Annotated in this window: 12 protein-coding genes and 1 pseudogene; 9 read left to right on the top strand and 4 right to left on the bottom strand. The window is 55.4% G+C overall.

All coding sequences use genetic code 11. From position 1 onward, the window contains the following. The first annotated feature begins 6 nt into the window (after positions 1–6). From ACL2XP_RS25705 to ACL2XP_RS25725, 5 genes and pseudogenes are all read left to right on the top strand, one after another. Positions 7–675: a bifunctional 4-hydroxy-2-oxoglutarate aldolase/2-dehydro-3-deoxy-phosphogluconate aldolase gene (locus ACL2XP_RS25705; protein WP_413736260.1), complete on the top strand. Its 669-nt coding sequence runs from the start codon at positions 7–9 to the stop codon at positions 673–675. A gap of 143 nt (positions 676–818) precedes the next feature. Then, positions 819–1,619, top strand: coding sequence for an IclR family transcriptional regulator (locus tag ACL2XP_RS25710; protein ID WP_413736261.1), 801 nt, complete (start codon positions 819–821; stop codon positions 1,617–1,619). 115 nt (positions 1,620–1,734) lie between these two features. Further along, positions 1,735–2,718, top strand: a pseudogene (gene yhjD, locus ACL2XP_RS25715) (inner membrane protein YhjD); the annotation flags it as partial. Between the two features lie 492 nt (positions 2,719–3,210). Further along, on the top strand, positions 3,211–4,533 hold the full coding sequence (locus ACL2XP_RS25720; RefSeq protein WP_413736262.1) for an MFS transporter: 1,323 nt from the start codon (positions 3,211–3,213) through the stop codon (positions 4,531–4,533). A 114-nt stretch (positions 4,534–4,647) separates the two neighbouring features. Continuing rightward, a complete protein-coding gene (locus ACL2XP_RS25725) occupies positions 4,648–5,421 on the top strand; it encodes a CDP-diacylglycerol diphosphatase (RefSeq protein ID WP_413736263.1) in 774 nt (257 codons plus the stop codon). A gap of 387 nt (positions 5,422–5,808) precedes the next feature. Here the strand turns inward: ACL2XP_RS25725 and ACL2XP_RS25730 are convergent, their stop codons facing one another. Beyond that, positions 5,809–8,175: an AsmA family protein gene (locus ACL2XP_RS25730; RefSeq protein ID WP_413736264.1), complete on the bottom strand. Its 2,367-nt coding sequence runs from the start codon at positions 8,173–8,175 to the stop codon at positions 5,809–5,811. A 285-nt stretch (positions 8,176–8,460) separates the two neighbouring features. Here ACL2XP_RS25730 and ACL2XP_RS25735 point away from each other — a divergent pair, with 285 nt between their 5' ends. Beyond that, a complete protein-coding gene (locus ACL2XP_RS25735; RefSeq protein ID WP_413736265.1) occupies positions 8,461–9,393 on the top strand; it encodes a sugar kinase in 933 nt (310 codons plus the stop codon). A 57-nt stretch (positions 9,394–9,450) separates the two neighbouring features. Here ACL2XP_RS25735 and ACL2XP_RS25740 read toward each other — a convergent pair whose 3' ends face one another. From ACL2XP_RS25740 to hmsP, 3 genes are all read right to left on the bottom strand, one after another. Then, positions 9,451–10,935, bottom strand: coding sequence for a M16 family metallopeptidase (locus tag ACL2XP_RS25740; protein ID WP_413736266.1), 1,485 nt, complete (start codon positions 10,933–10,935; stop codon positions 9,451–9,453). Between the two features lie 271 nt (positions 10,936–11,206). Further along, on the bottom strand, positions 11,207–12,481 hold the full coding sequence (locus tag ACL2XP_RS25745) for a dicarboxylate/amino acid:cation symporter (RefSeq protein WP_413736267.1): 1,275 nt from the start codon (positions 12,479–12,481) through the stop codon (positions 11,207–11,209). 222 nt (positions 12,482–12,703) lie between these two features. Next, the gene (gene hmsP / locus ACL2XP_RS25750; protein ID WP_413736268.1) at positions 12,704–14,710 is read right to left on the bottom strand and encodes a biofilm formation regulator HmsP; all 2,007 of its coding nucleotides are present in this window, start codon (positions 14,708–14,710) and stop codon (positions 12,704–12,706) included. 732 nt (positions 14,711–15,442) lie between these two features. Here hmsP and ACL2XP_RS25755 point away from each other — a divergent pair. The 3 genes from ACL2XP_RS25755 to bcsA are packed head-to-tail and all read left to right on the top strand — an operon-like array spanning position 15,443 to position 19,113. Continuing rightward, entirely contained in the window at positions 15,443–16,204 is a 762-nt protein-coding gene (locus ACL2XP_RS25755) for a hypothetical protein (protein ID WP_413736269.1), read from the top strand. Continuing rightward, on the top strand, positions 16,195–16,998 hold the full coding sequence (bcsQ, locus tag ACL2XP_RS25760) for a cellulose biosynthesis protein BcsQ (RefSeq protein WP_413736270.1): 804 nt from the start codon (positions 16,195–16,197) through the stop codon (positions 16,996–16,998). Before ACL2XP_RS25755 ends, bcsQ begins: the two co-directional genes overlap by 10 nt. An 18-nt stretch (positions 16,999–17,016) precedes the next feature. Next, on the top strand, positions 17,017–19,113 hold the full coding sequence (bcsA, locus tag ACL2XP_RS25765; RefSeq protein ID WP_413736271.1) for a UDP-forming cellulose synthase catalytic subunit: 2,097 nt from the start codon (positions 17,017–17,019) through the stop codon (positions 19,111–19,113). The last annotated feature ends 4 nt before the right edge of the window (positions 19,114–19,117 follow it).

Genomic DNA, 19,117 nt, shown 5'->3' on the forward strand with positions numbered 1-19,117 from the left:
TAAGAAATGATTAAGCAGCAGGTTATTCACACTATTGGACAAACTGGCGTTATCGCTATCGTCAGGGGGTCGGCGCCGGAAGATATTTTGCCGTTGGCCTGGGCCCTGTACGAGGGAGGTATCAGGGTACTGGAAGTCACCTGTAATACTCGCGGTTATCTGGCAAGCATAGCGGCGCTTTCCGCCGAACTCGGCGATAAAATGTGGATCGGCGCGGGTACGGTGATTAATCCGGTCATGGCTCAGTTGGTGCTGGACGCCGGGGCCAATTTTGTCCTGGCGCCGGATTTTAATCCTGAAGTCGTCCGGCTGGTGCATGAAAAACGAAAACTGATGATCCCGGCGGTGGCCACGCCAACGGAAATATTGCAGGCTTGCCGCTTAGGGGTGGACCTGCTGAAGCTATTTCCGGCTAACGGCCTGGGTCTCGATTATTTAAAAGAGCTCCAGGGCCCCTTGGATAATTTAGCTATTATCCCCGTCGGAGGCATTACGCTGGATAATATGCCTGATTTTTGCCAAGCGGGCGCGTTTGCCTTGGGTATCGGCAGCGAATTAATTAAAAAAGACTTAATCAGTACCGGACAATGGTCTGAATTGAGCCTATTGGCGGAAAAGTTTATTGCTTGTTTTCAAAAAAATAAAAAAATCGGCAATAACCAAATTTGTTTGTGATGGTTTTTTGCTCAGCTTTTCGCTCATTATGGACCGGTTCATATTTCCTGAACCGGTTGTATGGCGCTACATTTTTCTTCGATAACCAACGCAATATTGTATAATGCGGCAGCGATACGACTATCAGGTTATCAGGAAAAAAAATGGAAAAAATTAACCGCTCCGTCGCCAGGGCTCTCGAAATGCTGGAACTGGTAGCCGACAGTACGGAAGAACTCACCATCACTGAAATCAGTAAAAGCCTGGGTATTCCCAAAAGCACCACGTTCGATATCATTTATACCCTGGTTGATAAAGGGTACCTTGATGTGGCAAATGCCCGCGCCAAGTCATTCAAGCTGGGGCTTAAACTATTTCAGACCGGCGCGGCTTACCTCGATCAGGCCCCGTTTTACGAGGTCGCCAGACCCATTCTCGAAGAACTGGCCGCCCAGGCGCAGGAAACCACGTTTTTAGCGATGGAGAACGAGGGGTATCTGGTCTATCTCGACAAGGTGGAAAGTTCGGCCTCGGTCAGAACCTCGGCGCGTATCGGCTCGAATAACCCGATTTATTGTACCGGCCTGGGCAAAGCCCTGCTGGCGGCCATGCCGGACCAGCGGGTCAGGGATATTCTGGCGATGACCGGCGGATTGAAACCGATCACCGACTACACCATTACCGATGAAGACAAGTTCTTCACCATCCTTAATGAGGCGCGCCGACGCGGTTACGCCATTGACGATCGCGAACACAATGCCGAAGTATTTTGCGTCGCCGCCCCGGTCTACAATGCCTACGGAAAACCGCAGGCGGCCATCAGCATCGCCAGCCTGTTTTCCAAAATCCAAAACGATCCCGCCCGGATTGAGCAACTGGGCGGCATGATTTCCCGCGCCGCGCTGCTTATTTCCCAACGGATCGGCTTTCGCAGCGATAAGCTCTACAGCGATTTTCGCCAGTAGGCGCAGAAAGTATCCAACGGTTCGTCGCGTTGGTATATTCCCACCCCGCCTTGATGATCCTTATCTATAATCAATTGCATGATAAAATAATATCGCGATGCTAATGAGAGGGATCATGGCCGATAAATCAACAACACCAGCGACCACCCACCCAACCAAAGCCAGCCCGCTGCTTGGCAATATCCATACCGGCAATGCGCGCGTGGATCAGGCCGCGCAACGCTCGGGGCGTTTTATCGAAAAAGTCAGCGCTTACCCCGCGATAGCGCATGTGATTCGCGCGGTGGAACGCTTTAACGATCGCATGGGCAGCCAGTTCGGCGCGGCCATCACCTATTTTTCTTTTCTTTCCATGATACCCATACTTATGGTGTCATTTGCCGGGGCAGGATTTTTCCTGGCTTCAAACCCCGATATTCTTACCGATCTGATTAATAAAATCGTCGATAGCATCAGCGACAAAACCCTGGCGGAGACCCTGAAAACCACGGTCAGCACGGCTATTGCGCAGCGCACGACGGTGGGCATCACCGGCCTGCTGATCGCCCTGTATTCCGGGCTGAACTGGATGGGCAACCTGCGCGAGGCGATCCGCGCCCAGCTGCGTGACGAATGGGTGCGCAATCCCCAGGACGAAGAAAAATTCTATTATAAATATCTGCGCGATCTGATTTCATTGATTGGGCTGATTGTGGCGCTGATTGTCACCCTCTCCCTGACCTCCATTGCCGGCGCCGCGCAAGATACCATCGTCAAAGCGCTGGGCCTGGATTCTATTGAATGGCTGAAGCCGGCCATGACGATTATCGGTCTGGCTATCTCCATTCTGGCCAATTACCTGCTGTTTTTGTGGATTTTCTGGGTTATCCCGCGCCATAAGCCCCACAGCAAAGCCATTTTTCGCGGCACGCTGCTGGCGGCCATCGGTTTTGAAATCATCAAAATCATTATGACCATGACGCTGCCGAAGCTGGCGACCTCGCCTTCCGGCGCCGCCTTTGGTTCGGTTATCGGCCTGATGGCTTTCTTTTACTTTTTCGCCCGCCTGACGCTGTTTTGCGCGGCCTGGATCGCCACCGCCCACTACCCCCCGGAACAGGATAATCAACCGCTGCGGGCGGACGAATCCAATCCCGCGGACGCAGATTCTTCAACGCCTCCCTCACCCAATGCCCGGCCCGCCGATAGCGCCGAGGGGGTTGCCAAATCGGCGGCGGCGAACCGTGACGCCGAACGGCCAGCGCGGCGGCGCCCGCTGCCGGCGCCCTATCTAATGGCGCTTACGGCCGGGATAGTAGTGTATTGCTTCAATAAATTGCGTTGAATACAGTGTTTTGTGCCAACTTTAACAAAACCGCAACCATAACCCAGCATATAACTCTTACCCTGCGCTTTTCTTGGCCGCCCTTTCAGGGTTTAACTCTGCCATAGGCCCCCCGGCGCGCGGTAATCACTGCCATTCAGGGACCGGGACGAATAATCTGCTTTCTGGTTCCTGGAAGGGACTTTCGCTCAAAATTACGTCATTGAAAATGCATTTTTCTATGTCTAAGATGCCTTTCTTTTACGAAATTGATCAATAAGAAATATAATGCCAGCCTCCATCGCACCAACCATCGAATCCAACGCGCAATCCGTCCCGATAAATTCCCGGGGAAAAGTGATTGTGGCGTCGCTCATCGGCACAGCTATCGAATTCTTCGATTTCTATATCTATGCCACCGCGGCCGTAATTGTTTTTCCCCATATTTTCTTTCCCCAGGGCGATCCCACCGCCGCCACGCTGCAATCGCTGGCGACCTTCGCCATTGCGTTTATCGCGCGCCCCATCGGCTCGGCGCTATTTGGCCATTTCGGCGATCGGGTGGGCCGTAAAGTGACCCTGGTGGCTTCGCTGCTGACCATGGGCATCTCCACCGTTCTGATTGGCCTGCTGCCGGGTTACCAAACCATCGGCATCATGGCGCCAATACTGCTGGCGCTGGCGCGTTTTGGCCAGGGTCTCGGGCTGGGCGGGGAATGGGGCGGCGCGGCGCTGCTGGCAACGGAAAATGCCCCGGCGCATAAACGCGCGCTCTACGGCTCCTTCCCGCAACTGGGCGCGCCGATCGGCTTCTTCTTCGCCAACGGCATGTTTTTGCTGCTGTCCTGGCTGCTGACCGACGAACAATTCCTCAGTTGGGGCTGGCGCGTGCCCTTTATTTTATCGGCGGTATTGGTATTGATCGGGCTATATGTCCGGGTATCGCTGCACGAAACGCCGGTATTCGCGAAAATAGCCCTCGCCAAAGCGCAGGTTCGCATGCCCATCGGCACGCTGTTTCGCAAGCACCTGAAAGTGACCATTCTCGGCACCTTCATCATGGTGGCCACCTATACGCTGTTTTATATCATGACCGTTTACTCATTGACGTTTGGCACCGCGCCAAAACCCTTGGGCCTGGGCTTTTCCCGTAACGATTTCTTGCTGATGCTGATGGTCGGCGTGATCGGTTTTGGTTTGCTGGTGCCGGTTTCCGGTCAATTGGCCGATAAATTCGGCCGCCGCAAAACCATGATTGTCATTACTTTGCTGATCATTGTATTTGCGCTGATCTTTCCGTCGATGCTCGGGTCGGGAAACACCTGGCTGGTCATGGCCTTCCTGCTCTGCGGCTTTATCGTGATGGGGCTGACCTTCGGCCCCATGGGCGCCCTGCTTCCCGAACTGTTTCCTACCGAAGTACGTTATACCGGCGCGTCGTTCTCCTATAACGTCGCCTCGATTATCGGCGCCTCGGTCGCCCCTTATATCGCTGCCTGGCTCACCGTCAATTATGGGTTGTTCTACGTGGGCATTTATCTGGCCTCGATGGCGACCCTGACACTGCTGGCCCTTTTGGCCACCCACGAAACCCGGCACCAATCCTTGTAAAAATGCGGGCAACCCGGCCGGCAAACGGTTTATCATGCCGGTTCGGCTAACAAAAACGGGCCGTACTCCCCTGGGGGCGGTCCGTTTTTATATAACTGCCCGGAGTAAAAAACCATGATCAATTGGCGCCGCAACCGATACACCCTGATAATACTGGCGATCGCGCTGGCGGCTCTCGGTACCGCTATTTATTACGGCCGGCAGCCCGGCGGCAATCCCGAAACGCTTTGGAAGATCGTCAGCCAGAAATGCGTGCCGAACCAGCAACAGCACGGACAGCCGGCCCCTTGCAGCGAAGTCAACCTGGCCGCGGGTTATGTGGTATTAAAAGATTTGAACGGCCCGTTACAGTATCTATTGATGCCGGTGGCAAAGATAACCGGCATTGAAAGCCCGCGCGTACTGGAAGCCGGCACCCCTAATTTTTTCGCTGACGCCTGGCAGGCGCGACGCTACCTGGCCGAAAAACGCGGCGCGTCGATACCGGACAGCGCCCTCGCCTTAACCGTTAACTCGGTCTCGGGACGCACGCAAAACCAGCTCCATATCCATATCTCCTGCCTGCGCCCCGATGTGCGCCGGCAGTTGGACGCGGAAGCCCCCGCCATTCTGACTACCTGGCATCCCCTGACCGCGCCGATCATGGGCCATCTCTATCTCGCCAAACGCATCACCGCCGACGAACTGGCGGCGCACAGCCCGTTTTTAAACCTGGCGCAGGAAGTACCTGATGCCGCGGATAAAATGGGCCACTACGGACTGGCAGTGGTACCCCTGGCCGACGGCGCCTTCGCCCTGCTGGCCAGCAAACGCAACCTGCTGCGCATGAACCGGGCGTCCATCGAGGAAATCCAGGACCACACCTGCGCCATCCTGCGCCAATTGTAATACCCGGTAGGCCCGCCGACACCCGAACCCGCGGCGAGTTATGTTAAAGGGAAACCGTGCCGTAGGGGTCGAAGCGGCCATGGTTTTCCTGGCCGCCGGAGTACCCCTTGGCGCGGTAGGCCCGCCGACACCTGAACCCGCAGCGGGCCATGTTAAAGGGAGACCGTGCCGTAGGGGTCGAAGCGGCCATGGTTTTCCTGGCCGCCGGAGTACCCCTTGGCGCGGTAGGCCCGCCGACACCTGAACCCGCAGCGGGCCATGTTAAAGGGAGACCGTGCCGTAGGGGTCGAAGCGGCCATGGTTTTCCTGGCCGCCGGAGTACCCCTTGGCGCGGTAGGCCCGCCGACACCTGAACCCGCAGCGAGTTATGTTAAAGGGAAACCGCCCTTATTTGTTGTTTTTCATTTCCTGCAAAATCGGCCCACACTGATTCTCCTCGCCGCCGCTGGGCGAAATCAACGCCAGCAACGCCGCCGCCGGGGCGAGCACCGCCCCCAGAGCCACCGCCGCCGCGCCGCGGGCAATCAGCGGCCCGGGCTTCACGCCGGCATCGGGATGCTTAAAGGTACCGCGCACATACAAAGGCGAACGCAGCGTAACGATACGCACGCCTTTACTCGACGGATTAATCGACAAATCCAAACGCTCGGTGGAAAAATTAGTGGTCCCATCAATCTTAATCACGGCATTCTCGGTATCGAACACAAACAGCCGGGGCGTCGCCAAACCATTACGCACCCCAAGATCCGCCGCCGCGCAATTAATCTGCACCTGATCGTCGCCAAACAACTTGCCCACCACATAATTACCGACATTCAGCCCGGCAATCTCCATCAAATTGCGGCTAATCACCCCATTATTCATCAAAATACGCACATCCCCATTACTGCTGCCCAACAGCGCCGCCACGGAATTCCCGGTCCCGGTAAACTGCGCGTCGCCGTTCAACTGCCCCATACTGCTGCGCATCGCCTCCACATCGGGGAACAACGCCTTCAATTGCAACCCGCGCGCATGCAAATCCGCGCGGCCGCGCATCGGCGTCTTATCGCCCTCCAGTTTAATAGTGGAATTCAGATTACCGCGCGCCAGCCCAAACCGCAGGGGATCGAGCAGCAATACGCCATTATCCAGCTTGACATGGGTATACAGATCGCTAAGCGGCAGGTTCTTACCATGCTCAATACGTTTGCCGGTGAATTTAACATCGGCGTCCATGGTATCCCATTTGGCGGTGTCGAATTTATCATAAGGCAGAACTTTATCCGCCGGTTGCACCGACTGGGTCTTGGCCTTTTCCTTGCCTTTTTGCGTACCGCTGTCAGCGCCGATCAACGGCCCTAAATCCGCAAAGCGCAACTGGTTCGACACCACCTCGCCGGTGAGGGACGGCCGGGGCTTACCCTGCAAAAATTCCAACGTACCGTGGATATCGCTGGCCCCGATCTTGCCGTTGAATTTCTCATAACGATAGCGGCCGCCCTCTTTACCCTGAAAATGGGCAACCAGATGACCATCAGTGGAATAGGGCGGCGAATCCGGCAGAACCACCCCGGTCAAGCCATGCAGATCGCCGAGGTTATCACCGGATAATTTCAGCCGCAGATTCAACCCGCCCAGATTCATCGGATCTTCGAGCGTGCCCTGGATTACAACCCGGGTCGCGCCGGAGCGGACGTCCGCCTGTAGCGGGAAAGGCTGATTGGCGCTGCGTAAGGCCAGCATGCCGCCAATTTTACCGTCGCCGCTAAGGGGTTCATTATTATATTTGCCGCTGACCTTCCAGCCGAAAATATAATCGTCGGTTTTTTTACTGGCCGCCGCAGGGGCATTGTCCGCCGTTGTCCCTTTATCAGCGGCAGGCGCCGTTCCTGGCGCGGTCTTATCGTCGGCGCCCTTCGCCGCGGTCTGTCCGTCGTTATCGGCCTTCGCCTTGGCAGCGGCGTTATTTTTGCCGTCCGGCTTCGCCGCCGTAGCGGTGTCGTTTTTGTTATCCGCCTTCGCCTTGGCAGCGGCGTTGTCTTTGCCGTCCTGCTTCGCCGCCGTAGCGGTGCCGTTTTTGTTATCGGCCTTCGCCGTGGCGGCGTTGCCTTTGGTGTCCGACCGCGCTTTCGTACCGGCGCTGTCGCTCTTATCCGCCGTGCTCTCGCCGGCCAGCTCCGCATAAGGGATAGGCTTGCCCAGCGGACTTAGGGTTAAATGAATATCGGCCTTGGTTATCGGATCAAGGAAATCGATTTTGCCTTGATCGAACGCGATATCGTCCACTTTAAACGACCACGCCGAAGGAGGCGTATCCTGCTGCGGTTGATCGCTATTGGCCAGATTAAAGGTCCAGTTATTTTTGCCATCGGCCAGCCGCTTTAACGCCGCATCAGGAGCGACCAGGGTAATGCGGGGCAGATAGATTTCTTTATGCAGCAGTGCCAGCGGCGAAATGCTGGCCTCCACCCGTTTTAACCGGGCGGTATAATCGCCGGGCACCTCGGGTGGATTGCCCAGCACCACATCTTCCGCATGCAGATGCGGCCAGGGCACCCAGGCGCGCCAGCCCGCTTCATCCCGCTGGCGCGACCACTGCACGCCCAGGTCGCCATTAATGGCGAAGGGCCGGTGCAGCTCGGCCGACACTTTGTTGTTGATCGTGGGTTTCAGGCGATTGAGATCAAAGGTAGCGATAAAAATAATGACGGCAGCCACTACTACCAGCAAAAAAATTACAATCCCTAAAATCACCTTTTTGGTCCGGGTCATGTGATTACATTCCTCATCAAACGGCCTTATTCCATTAATCATAGTTGAGGATTGGCGACCTGATCCCGGATAATTCCGGTAAGCCGGCTAAAAAAATACCGAATTACTATAGCGTTAGCCATTTTGCACCTGCAAAACGCCGCCTTGGCCGGCGCCAACGCAATACGATCCAAGTCATGAAAAATTAAAACATCGTTTCAGTGCTATTGACTGAAACTGCCATTCTGTTGAGACTAGATGCATCAACACGTTTTTATTCACCTTACTTATACAGGCCCGCAGTTAATGACAACCAAAAACATTGCCGTAATCGGCGAATGCATGATTGAACTGTCCCAAAAAGGCACGGACGTTAAACGCGGTTTTGGCGGCGATACGCTGAACACCTCGGTTTATATTGCGCGGCTGGTCAAACCGGATGCCCTGAACGTGCATTATGTTACCGCTTTGGGCACCGATAGTTTTAGCGAGGACATGATGAGCGCCTGGCAGCGGGAAGGGGTGAAAACCGACCTGATCCAGCGCATGGATAACCGTTTGCCCGGCTTATACTATATCGAGACCGATGACAGCGGCGAGCGCACATTCTACTACTGGCGCAACGAAGCCGCCGCCCGTTATTGGCTGGAAAGCGAGGACTCCGAGCGCATCTGCCAGCAACTGTCCGGCTTTGACTATATTTATTTAAGCGGCATCAGCATCGCCATCCTCAGCGTCGAAAGCCGCAAGCGCCTGCTTACCCTGCTGAAAACCTGCCGGGCCAACGGCGGCAAGGTGATTTTTGACAATAATTATCGCCCGCGCCTGTGGCAGAGCAAAGAAGAAACCCGCGACGCTTACCGGGATATCCTGTCCAATACGGATATCGCGTTTCTGACGCTGGATGACGAAGACATGCTGTGGGATAAACTGCCGGTGGACGAGGTGATCAAACGCACCCGCGGCTGGGGCGTACAGGAAATCGTCATCAAGCGTGGCGCCGAATCCTGCCTGGTCACGACCAAAGAGGGAGAATTGCTGGACGTGCCGGCGATTAAACTGCCGAAGGAAAAAGTGGTGGATACCACCGCCGCGGGCGACTCCTTCAGCGCCGGTTACCTGGCCGTGCGCCTGACCGGCGGCGATGCCGCCGCCGCGGCCAAGTGCGGGCACCTTACCGCCAGCACGGTAATCCAATACCGCGGCGCCATCATTCCGAGCGAAGCCATGCCCCGCTGAGTTTGCGCCGCCCGGAAAAAAACAAAGCCGCGTTAAGATTAACGCGGCTTTTGCATATTATGACTGCGGGGGAATATCCGTGACTTCGGGCTTGCTTTCGTCAACTGCGGCCGGCTGCGGCCCGGGCGCCATAATATGCTCGTAGGTTTCCTGCAATCCTTTCATATTGATTTCCGGCTCGCCCTTGGGTTGCATCAGCACCAGCGTGGCGTTTTGCGATAACTGCGTGCGCAGCTCCTGGTTAAGCATATCCAGCGTCAGTTTGGTCAGGAATTCATTACGCAGTTTTTGATACTGTTCCGGCGCGATATCCACCACATCGTTTTGCTGCGAGCGCAAGCGCTGGCTCATCAGGACAGCGGTATCGGTGCGGGCATAGGTGGCGAACAGCGTGCCGAGTTCGCCGGTCTTGCGCGCCATCAGCGCATCGAATTCCGACTTGCTCAAGCCGTTATTGCGCAGGTTCGCCAATTCATGGGAGACAAAGGTCATCGCCGGCATCAGGTTCTCCGCCGGTGTATCCATATGAACGGCGCACTGGGCGCGCTGGTAATGCACGTTGCAATCAAAGCGCAGGTTGGTTTGCTTCAGGTTGCTGTCTTTCATCGCCTGCTGCACGTGCAGGAATAGCGCCTCGCGGGCCAGATCGCTGCGCCAGTAATGGTCAAGGGCGCGGGAATCGCGAATGGGCTGCCAGGGGGTATCCCAGACCAATTTAAGGCTGTCTTCTTTCTCCCCCTCGCTCATCAGGCTGACCGGCTGGGCCAATAGCGGCGACAGCGTCGGCAGGGTGGAAGGCGTGTCGCGTTTGCCCTTGAGCGTGGAGAACGTTTTGACGATCAGCTCATTGATGTTGCGGCTATCCACGTTGCCGACCACATACAGCGTCATGGCGTCAGGGGTATACCACCGCTGGTAGAATTGCTGCAACAGCTGGCCGTTGATCGGCGGTTTCGCCTGCTGGCTGGGGTCGTGAGCGAGCAATACCGATCCTTTAAGCCGGTAATGCCACCAGTCGCTGCGGGAATTGGCCGGGTAGGTCGCCACCGGGTCCGCCCCTTGCAGCGCCGCATGCAGCGTGGAAGGGGTGATGGTCAAATGGCCGCCGGTGTTCATCATCCACTTCAGCGCTTCTTTTAACAATTCGGGGCGGCCGTTGGGCAGGCTCAGGCTATAAAGGGTGTAATCATAAGAAATCACCGCCGGCGGCTGCGGGCGCTCGTTATCGACACCCTGCTGCCATAATGATTTCAGCTGCGCGCTGGAGAAGTTTTCGCTATGCGTCAACGCCAGGCGCGGAAGCAGGCGCGCAAAACCGGTCTGCTGCGCGTTTTCCGCCAGCGAGCCGGTATTTACCATCAGACGTAATTCGATACGGTCGTTCGGCCGTTGCGGTGTTGTCAATACTTGCCAGGAGAAGCCATTACTGAGTTTACCCTGTTGCCAGGCGGGATCGGGTTGTAATGCTTCTGCCTGAACATTGCCACCCACCGTCGCCAGTAACACTACACTCATGAAAAGACGAATTCCGGTGCCCTGCATGTGAACCCCTACTCAATAACTACCCATTAAAATATGTGAATCTCACTCAGACGGTTTACCGTGCGTTCCATCGATTAGTACTTTTCCCGTCGGAAAAAAGCGTGTCGCAAAGTGTACCATGTTGTTAGACCGCAGACCTTTACGGATGTCACCGCACGGCAGAAAATAGTACCCGGCTGCTTATAAACAACACAATAATGGGATTATTGGCGATTTGCCGGCCATATAACCACGCCATGGCCGGCAAACGGGTTAGAAAAACAGCGAGGCGTTACAGCGGCCTGGCGGCGGCTTTGGCGGGTTTGAGCACCTTGTTCATTTGTTCTTCATCGAGCTGATCGCACCATTTGGCGACGACGATGGTCGCCACGCCGTTACCCACCAGATTGGTCAGCGCGCGGGCTTCGGACATAAAGCGGTCGATCCCCAGGATTAACGCCAGGCCGGCCACCGGCAAATGGCCCACCGCCGAGAGGGTGGCGGCCAACACGATAAAGCCGCTGCCGGTTACGCCCGCCGCCCCTTTGCTTGACAGCAGCAGCACCACCAGCAGAGTGACCTGATGGATAATATCCATATGGCTGTTGGTGGCCTGGGCGATAAACACGGCCGCCATCGTCAGGTAAATCGACGTGCCGTCCAGATTAAACGAGTAGCCGGTGGGAATGACCAGGCCCACCACCGATTTTTCGCAGCCCACGCGCTCCATCTTATCCAGCATACGCGGCAGCGCCGACTCGGAGGACGATGTGCCGAGCACAATCAATAACTCTTCTTTGATATAATTGATAAAACGGAAAATATTGAACCCGGTGACCCGGGCGATCGTGCCCAGCACCACCACCACGAACAGGATGCAGGTCAGATAGAAGCAGGCGATAAGCTGCCCTAATTGCACCAGCGAACCCAGTCCGTATTTACCGATGGTAAAGGCCATGGCGCCGAAGGCGCCGATCGGCGCCAGCCGCATGATCATATTAATGATGCCGAAAATGACTTTGGCGAAGCTGTCGATGACGTTAAAAATCACCTGTCCTCTTTCCCCCAGGCGATGCAGGGCAAAACCGAACAACACCGCGAACAGCAGCACCTGGAGGATATTACCGCTGGCGAAGGCGCCAATGACGCTCGCCGGAATAATATCCATCAGGAAGGCGATCAGCCCCTGCTGTTCGGCCTGCTGGGCATACACCGCCACCGCTTTCGCGTCCAGGGTGGCCGGATCGATATTCATTCCGGCCCCCGGCTGCACGACATTGACGATAATCAAACCGATAATCAGCGCCACGGTGCTGACAATCTCAAAGTAGAGCAGCGCCACCGCCCCGGTGCGTCCCACTTCTTTCAGGCTTTCCATGCCCGCGATACCCGTCACCACGGTGCAGAAAATCACCGGGGCGATGATCATTTTTATCAACTTAACAAATCCGTCACCCAGGGGTTTCATTTGCGCACCGAGCTCGGGGTAGAAATGGCCTAATAAAATACCTGCCGCAATAGCTACCAGCACCTGTAGATAGAGGCTTTTAAAGGGGTTGAATTTCATACCGCCAACCTTGTTGTGAGTTGTAAGGGATTAATTGAGGTGATTTTGTAATACGATTATTAATGATTTGATAAGCATTTAAATATTCAGCAATAGCAATACACCACCCCATGGGCGTTGTCGGTAAGCAGAAAAAGAAAATAAGAATTGAAACGCTTCAGTAAAGGGTTATGAAAGTAAAGAAAGGGGATAGATCGGCAACTACGGGGGATTAACCAGGCGCTAAACGGCGGCGAGGTGTAAAAAACGCTGTTCGAATTCACTTTGCGGCAGCGGTTCGGCGAACAGATAACCCTGTCCCCAGTTGATTTTATGCTCCAGCAGACATTGCAACTGCGCCTCGGTTTCCACGCCTTCGGCAATCACCGGCAGGTCCAATACCTGGGCAATGGCGCTGACGATGCGCAGCATTACCAAATCCTCCGGCAGCCCTTCGATAAAACTCCGGTCGATTTTTAACAGGTCAATCGGCAGGTTGCGCAGCCGATCCAGGTAATACAGGCTGGCGTAGCCCATGCCGAAGTCATCCAGCGCGATTAAAATGCCCAGATCGTGTAATTGGCGCAGCAGGTCCAGCGAGTATTCGAATTCGCTGATGCGCGCGGTTTCGGTGATTTCCAGCACCAGTTGGGCCGCCCCGATGTCATAACGTTCGAGCAGCGTCTTAAGCAAAGGAACCAAATGGGAGCCCTGGAGCTGCTTGGCGGAGATATTTACCGCCAGCGGAATATGGATACCGCGCTTTTCCCATTGGGCCAGCACCCGGCATGACGCCTCCAGCACCCAATTGCCCAGCGGCACCATGGCGCCGATCTCTTCCGCACCGGTGATAAAGTCGGACGGCAGGGAGTAGCTGCCGTCATCCTGCCGCCAGCGCAGCAACACTTCGGCGCCGATCAGCTGATGGTTGCGGATATCCAACTGGGGCTGGAAAAACAGCGCGCAGCGTCCCTGTTCGATCCCTTCCAGAATAGTGCTTTCCAGGGTCAAGCGGCGATGAGCCATGTCCGTCAGCTTTGGCTCGAAGAACAGGATCTGGTTTTTACCATTGTCGTGGGCCGACATCATGGCGGAGGTAGCGCGGCGCAGGAACTGATGCGCGGACTCTTCTTTACGCTGCCTGAGGGCAATGCCGATGCTGGCGGCAGGGCGCAGCGACAGGTTGCCTATGGCCAGCGGCGCGTTGATGCTTTTTATGATGCTTTGCGCCAACTGCATGCATTCATAAGCGTTGCTGATTCCTTTGTCGAAAATAGCGAATTCGTTATGGTTCAGTTGACCGAGAACGCGGTTGTCATTCATATGCCGCTTGAGCTGGCGGATTAAGGTCATCAGCAAGATCCCCCGCTGCGCCTCGGTCAGTATGCCGGTCGCTTCCTGCAAGGTCTCGATGCCGATCACCAGCAGGCCGAAATGCCGCGGTTCCGGCTGCATGACCATTTGCGAGTCCAGCATGGCGGTAAACAGGTTCTTATTCGGCAGGGCGGTCTCGGCATGGCGCGTGGACAGGCGGCTGAGATCCTCGAACATGTCCGCCATCGCCTGCTGGTTGCGGTTATAACTGCGCACCAATACCCCTAGCTCATCGTCACGATGCATATTCGGCAGCGACAGCTGGTGCCGGGGCGTATCCTGGGGCGAGAGCGTTTCCAGTTCGCGGGCAATCTCGCGCAGGGGATGCACCATCAGGCGATTCATGCACCAGGTTATCGCCACCGTCATGACCAGCGCCAGCAGCAGATAGGTGGACATCATGGTGGAAAAAGCGCTGACGATAAACTGGTACAAACGATAAGAATCGGCCTGCAGCACCAGCGAGGCCAGGGCGCGCGGGTGGGATGGCCGCGGCAAGGCATATAGCGGCACCGTGATCTCCACCGGCAGTCTGAACAGGCGTTCGATCAGCGGGGGCACCGGGCGCTCCGGCGGGAAATCCGCATGCAACACCTGGAAATCATTGGGCAGCACCACGTCCGCCCGGCTCAATATGCCCACCGGCTTGAGGGTATTGAGAATGCGCTCGGCCTGGGCCACATCCGCTTTCAATACCGCGCTGGACAGGGGCAGGCGAACCGACATGGCGATATTTTGCAGTTGTTGGGCGTAATCTTCGCGGCGTTGCTGTACAAAATGGAACAGCTGGATCACGATAAAAATGCTAATAGTGACCAGTGCCACCCCTGACACGGTAGCCATCTGTTTAATCGTTAATGAACGTCTGATCCGCAAACTGTTCTCCAATGCGTTCTTTTTTTGCGCCGCCGCAGGCTCCCCGCAGTCGCCCAGCGAAATGATACCTACTAATATATACTATCTCATCACGGCTTTTGTTCTTTAAAACAGGCATTTCGGATAATGCCTGCTTATATGTGGCGCGCCTGGGGAAAGTTGGCATTATCCATATGAATATTCCGCTGGCAAAAAAAGTCGCCGTCTCACAACCGTCCCCGCCGATAGCGATGCGGTAATGCATTTTCGGCGTCAACAGCGCTGGCAACCGAACGAAGAGCTGTGTAAAATGCAGGCAAATCACAATAGGCGTTTACCCACTTATTTTGCATTGCCTCTTTGCCATCGTTTATTTACAACAAACATTACTTTTTCTTTAGAAGTTTTCGATGGCTGCACAACATTATGACGTGCCGGGAGGATAATGACATCTTTCATTGGCAATGCCCTATATTCATAGGATGCCTTTCGCTTCATTAATTAAGACAATTTTCCTTAGCCTGCCTCAGTCAGGAAGGGGGGGCGGTTTATTGCCAACCAATGTGTTTCTTTTGATTTAATTTTGTAAAAAAATGAAACTTGTATTAGGTTGTCTTTATGATCCCCAGCTCTTCTCGCTGAGCCAATATCAATACCTAATAACAAGGCTATGATAGCCCGCGAGCGCTGATATCCTAAGGCAGGAAAGGCGTCCCAAGGGGTGCCGTGCGAATTTACTGTGTGAGGTTGAGAATGAATAATTATGATGATATTAAGCGTTTTAAAGAAAAGCTAAATATGGAAGCCATTGATTATAAAGAAATAGCCGAAAGCAATCCTAATAAGGCTTCTCAAAACTGGGCTATCATCAAACAGGTCGCCACCGCCGATGAACCTTTTCATCCGCTGGATCAGGGCCGTTCTACCCAACCTACGCCAAGCCCGGTTTCCGCGCGGGAATTCACCGCCTCGCCCCTCGGCCACCCGGAGCCCGCGCAACCGTTTTCCAACGGCGCCAGGGATACCGGCGCGCTAAATGCCCCATCCCGCCCGCTAACGTCGGCGCCGGTGCAGGATGAGTCATTCGCCTCGCCTTTGATGAGCGCACTCAGTAAAGCCTTGCCCCCCGCTCCCCAGTCTGCCCGGCCAGGCGGCAGCGCAGTCCATATCCTAGGCGAGGCCCCGGGCGGCGCGGCATTTCTCAACGCGCTGGAGAATCAGTTTACGCGGCAACCGGCCGCGGTAACGGAACCGGCCCGTACCGCGTCCCCGGCGTCTTTGTTTGACGCCGTTGGCCATAGCCAACCCGCGGCGGCCCCCGTCCAGTCACCGGTACGCCCCCGGCCCACCGTATTGTTCCATGCCACGGCCCCGGCAGAAGAGCCCGCCCGGGCGGCCGATAACATGCGCTTTAATAAATTATTTAACCGGAAATCCCCATCCCAGACCGGCACTCTGCCGGCACGTGATATGCCCCTTTCACTTCTTTTAGAGAATATCGCTTTATGCCGTTAGTTTGTGTCTGTTCACCAAAGGGCGGCGTGGGTAAAACGACGATCAGCGCCAATCTTGCCTATGCCCTGGCCCGCAGCGGCAGCAAAGTGCTGGTCATCGATTTTGATGTGCAAAATGCCCTGCGTTTACATTTTGGCGTACCGATTTCAGATACGCGGGGTTATGTGGCGCAGGCCACCACCGCCGTGGACTGGAGCCAATTTATCCTCAAAGCTGATGCCAACCTGTTTGTCCTGCCCTACGGCGAGGTGGAAGAAGACCAGCGTCTGGCGTTTGAAAACGCCATCAGCCACGATCCGCATTTTTTGCAGCGCGGGCTCAATACGGTACTTAATTATCCAGGTCTGGTGGTCATCGCCGATTTTCCTCCCGGCCCGGTACCGGCATTAAAAGCCATGCGGGCCATTGCCGACCTGCATATTGTCGTCATGCTCGCGGATACCGCGTCCCTCTCGTTGCTGCCGCAGATGGAAAACCACAAATTCCTCGGGTCGCCGATGAATAGTAAATTTGGCGAGTATTATGTAGTTAATCAAAGCGATATGCGCCGCAATTTAAGCCGGGACGTATCCCAGTTTTTCGAACAACGGCTGGGCGATCGGTTGCTGGGCGCTATCCACCGGGATGAGTGCGTGCCCGAAGCCAACGCCTCGCAGCGATCGATCATTGAATTCAGCCCGGTATCCGCCGCTGCATTTGATATTGAGCTTATCAGTAAAAAGGTCGCCGCTATTATCGGGGTGAAAGTGGGTGACGGCGAGTTTTATGCCGTGCCGAATCACGGCATCAAATAAAAAAGTCCGGGGCCAGGCATGAATAAGCTTATATTCTCAATACTTTTGCTAGCGTTGCTGCCGGTCGCCGCGGTGATCGTCATCACCCCGATGGATAGCGATAAGCAGTATATATTCGGTCTGTTCAGCATTGGATTGATATTGCTGCTCGGCGTGAGTAAGAGCCATTTAATCAGCGTTATCATGGTGGTAATGTCTTTTTTGATGTCTACCCGCTATATCTACTGGCGCGCCACCGAAACGCTGCATTTTAATTCCGTGATCGAGGCGATACTGGGTATCGGCTTATTTGCTGCCGAGTTGTATGCCTGGACCATTCTGGTGCTGGGTTATCTGCAAACCACCTGGCCGTTGAAACGCAAAATCGAACCGATGCCCGAGGACCCCGCCACCTGGCCGACGGTGGATGTCTATGTACCCTCCTATAACGAAAGCCTTGACGTGGTGCGCGACACGGTACTGGCGGCGCAGTGCATCGATTACCCGCGCGATAAGATGAAAATTTATATCCTTGACGACGGCAAACGCAGCGAATTCGCGGTATTCGCCGCCGACGCCGGGGTGGGTTATATCACCCGTAACGATAATAAACATGCCAAAGCCGGCAACCTGAATCATGCGATGACCGTGACGAAAGGCGAATATATCTGCGTATTCGACTGCGATCACGTGGCCACCCGCGCTTTTCTGCAGGCGACAGTGGGCAGTTTTTTAATCGACGACCGCCTGGCGCTGATCCAAACCCCCCACTACTTTTATTCACCGGACCCGTTTGAGCGCAATCTGTCGGCGGCGCGCGATATCCCCAACGAGGGCGCGCTGTTCTATGGCCCGGTGCAGCAAGGTAATGACAACTGGAACGCCACTTTCTTTTGCGGTTCCTGCGCGGTCATCCGCCGCAGCGCCCTGGAGCAAATTGGCGGTTTCGCGGTGGAAACCGTCACCGAAGACGCCCATACTGCCCTCAAACTCCAGCGGCTGGGCTGGAACTCCGCGTTCTTGTCCGTTCCGCTGGCGGCGGGCCTGGCCACCGAACGCCTGGGCCTGCATGTGATACAGCGAACCCGCTGGGCGCGCGGCATGACCCAGATATTCCGCATGGATAATCCCTTGTTCGGCGGCGGCCTGAAGTGGCAGCAGCGCCTGTGTTATCTCAATGCCATGCTGCACTTCCAATACGGGTTGCCGCGCGTAGTGTTCCTGACCGCGCCCCTGGCCTATCTTCTGTTTAACCAAAATGTCATCGCCTCGTCGGCGAGCACCATTTTTGCCTATGTGCTGCCGCACCTGTTTTTGGCGATCTACATAAACTCCCGCATGAATGGCCGTTTCCGCTATACCTTCTGGGGAGAAATTTACGAAACGGTCATGGCTTTCCATTTGATTATCCCGACCCTGCTGACCCTGGTTTCCCCTAAACACGGCAAATTCAACGTGACGGATAAAGGCGGCCTGCTGGACGTGGGTTTCTTCGATTTCCATATCGTCAAGCCCCACCTGATCGTGGCGGTATTGCTGGGCATAGGCATTGCGGCCGGGGTAGTGCGGGCCATCATGCATGATTATTTCAACGTGGACCCGCACGTTATCCTGTTCAATATCGTTTGGGCGTCCCTGAGCGTCATCATTTTGCTCGCGGCGATTGCGGTGGCCAAAGAGACGCGCCAAATCCGTAAAACGATCCGTATCGATGTGAAAATTCCGGCGATCATTCATTTCGCCAGCGGCATTTCGGCCCGTACGGAAACCCTGGATTTGTCGATGGGCGGTATGAAGCTGGTCACCCCGGACGATCGCTACCTGCGCGACCAGATAGAAGAAGTCGAATTACGCCTGCAATCGGGGGCGGTCTGCATCCCGGTCAGCGTCATTGGCGCCGATGCCAATGTGATTCGCCTGATGTTTGAAGATATGCCGCTGGAAAAACGCCGCGAACTGGTGCGCGTCGTATTAGCCAGGGCGGATGCCTGGATCGTCCCCCCTTATCCGAAAGATCGGCCGCTGCACTCTTTTGCCAGCATCGTCCGTTGTGTCTTCGAGCTGTTTTACAATACCTGGAAAGAACGTGGCCAGAAAAGAAAGAATGCCAAGTCCGTGGGGCCTGGTGAAGCATAATAAG

Origin of the sequence: Sodalis sp. RH21 (assembly GCF_047324175.1) — a bacterium.
GTDB lineage: Bacteria > Pseudomonadota > Gammaproteobacteria > Enterobacterales > Enterobacteriaceae > Acerihabitans.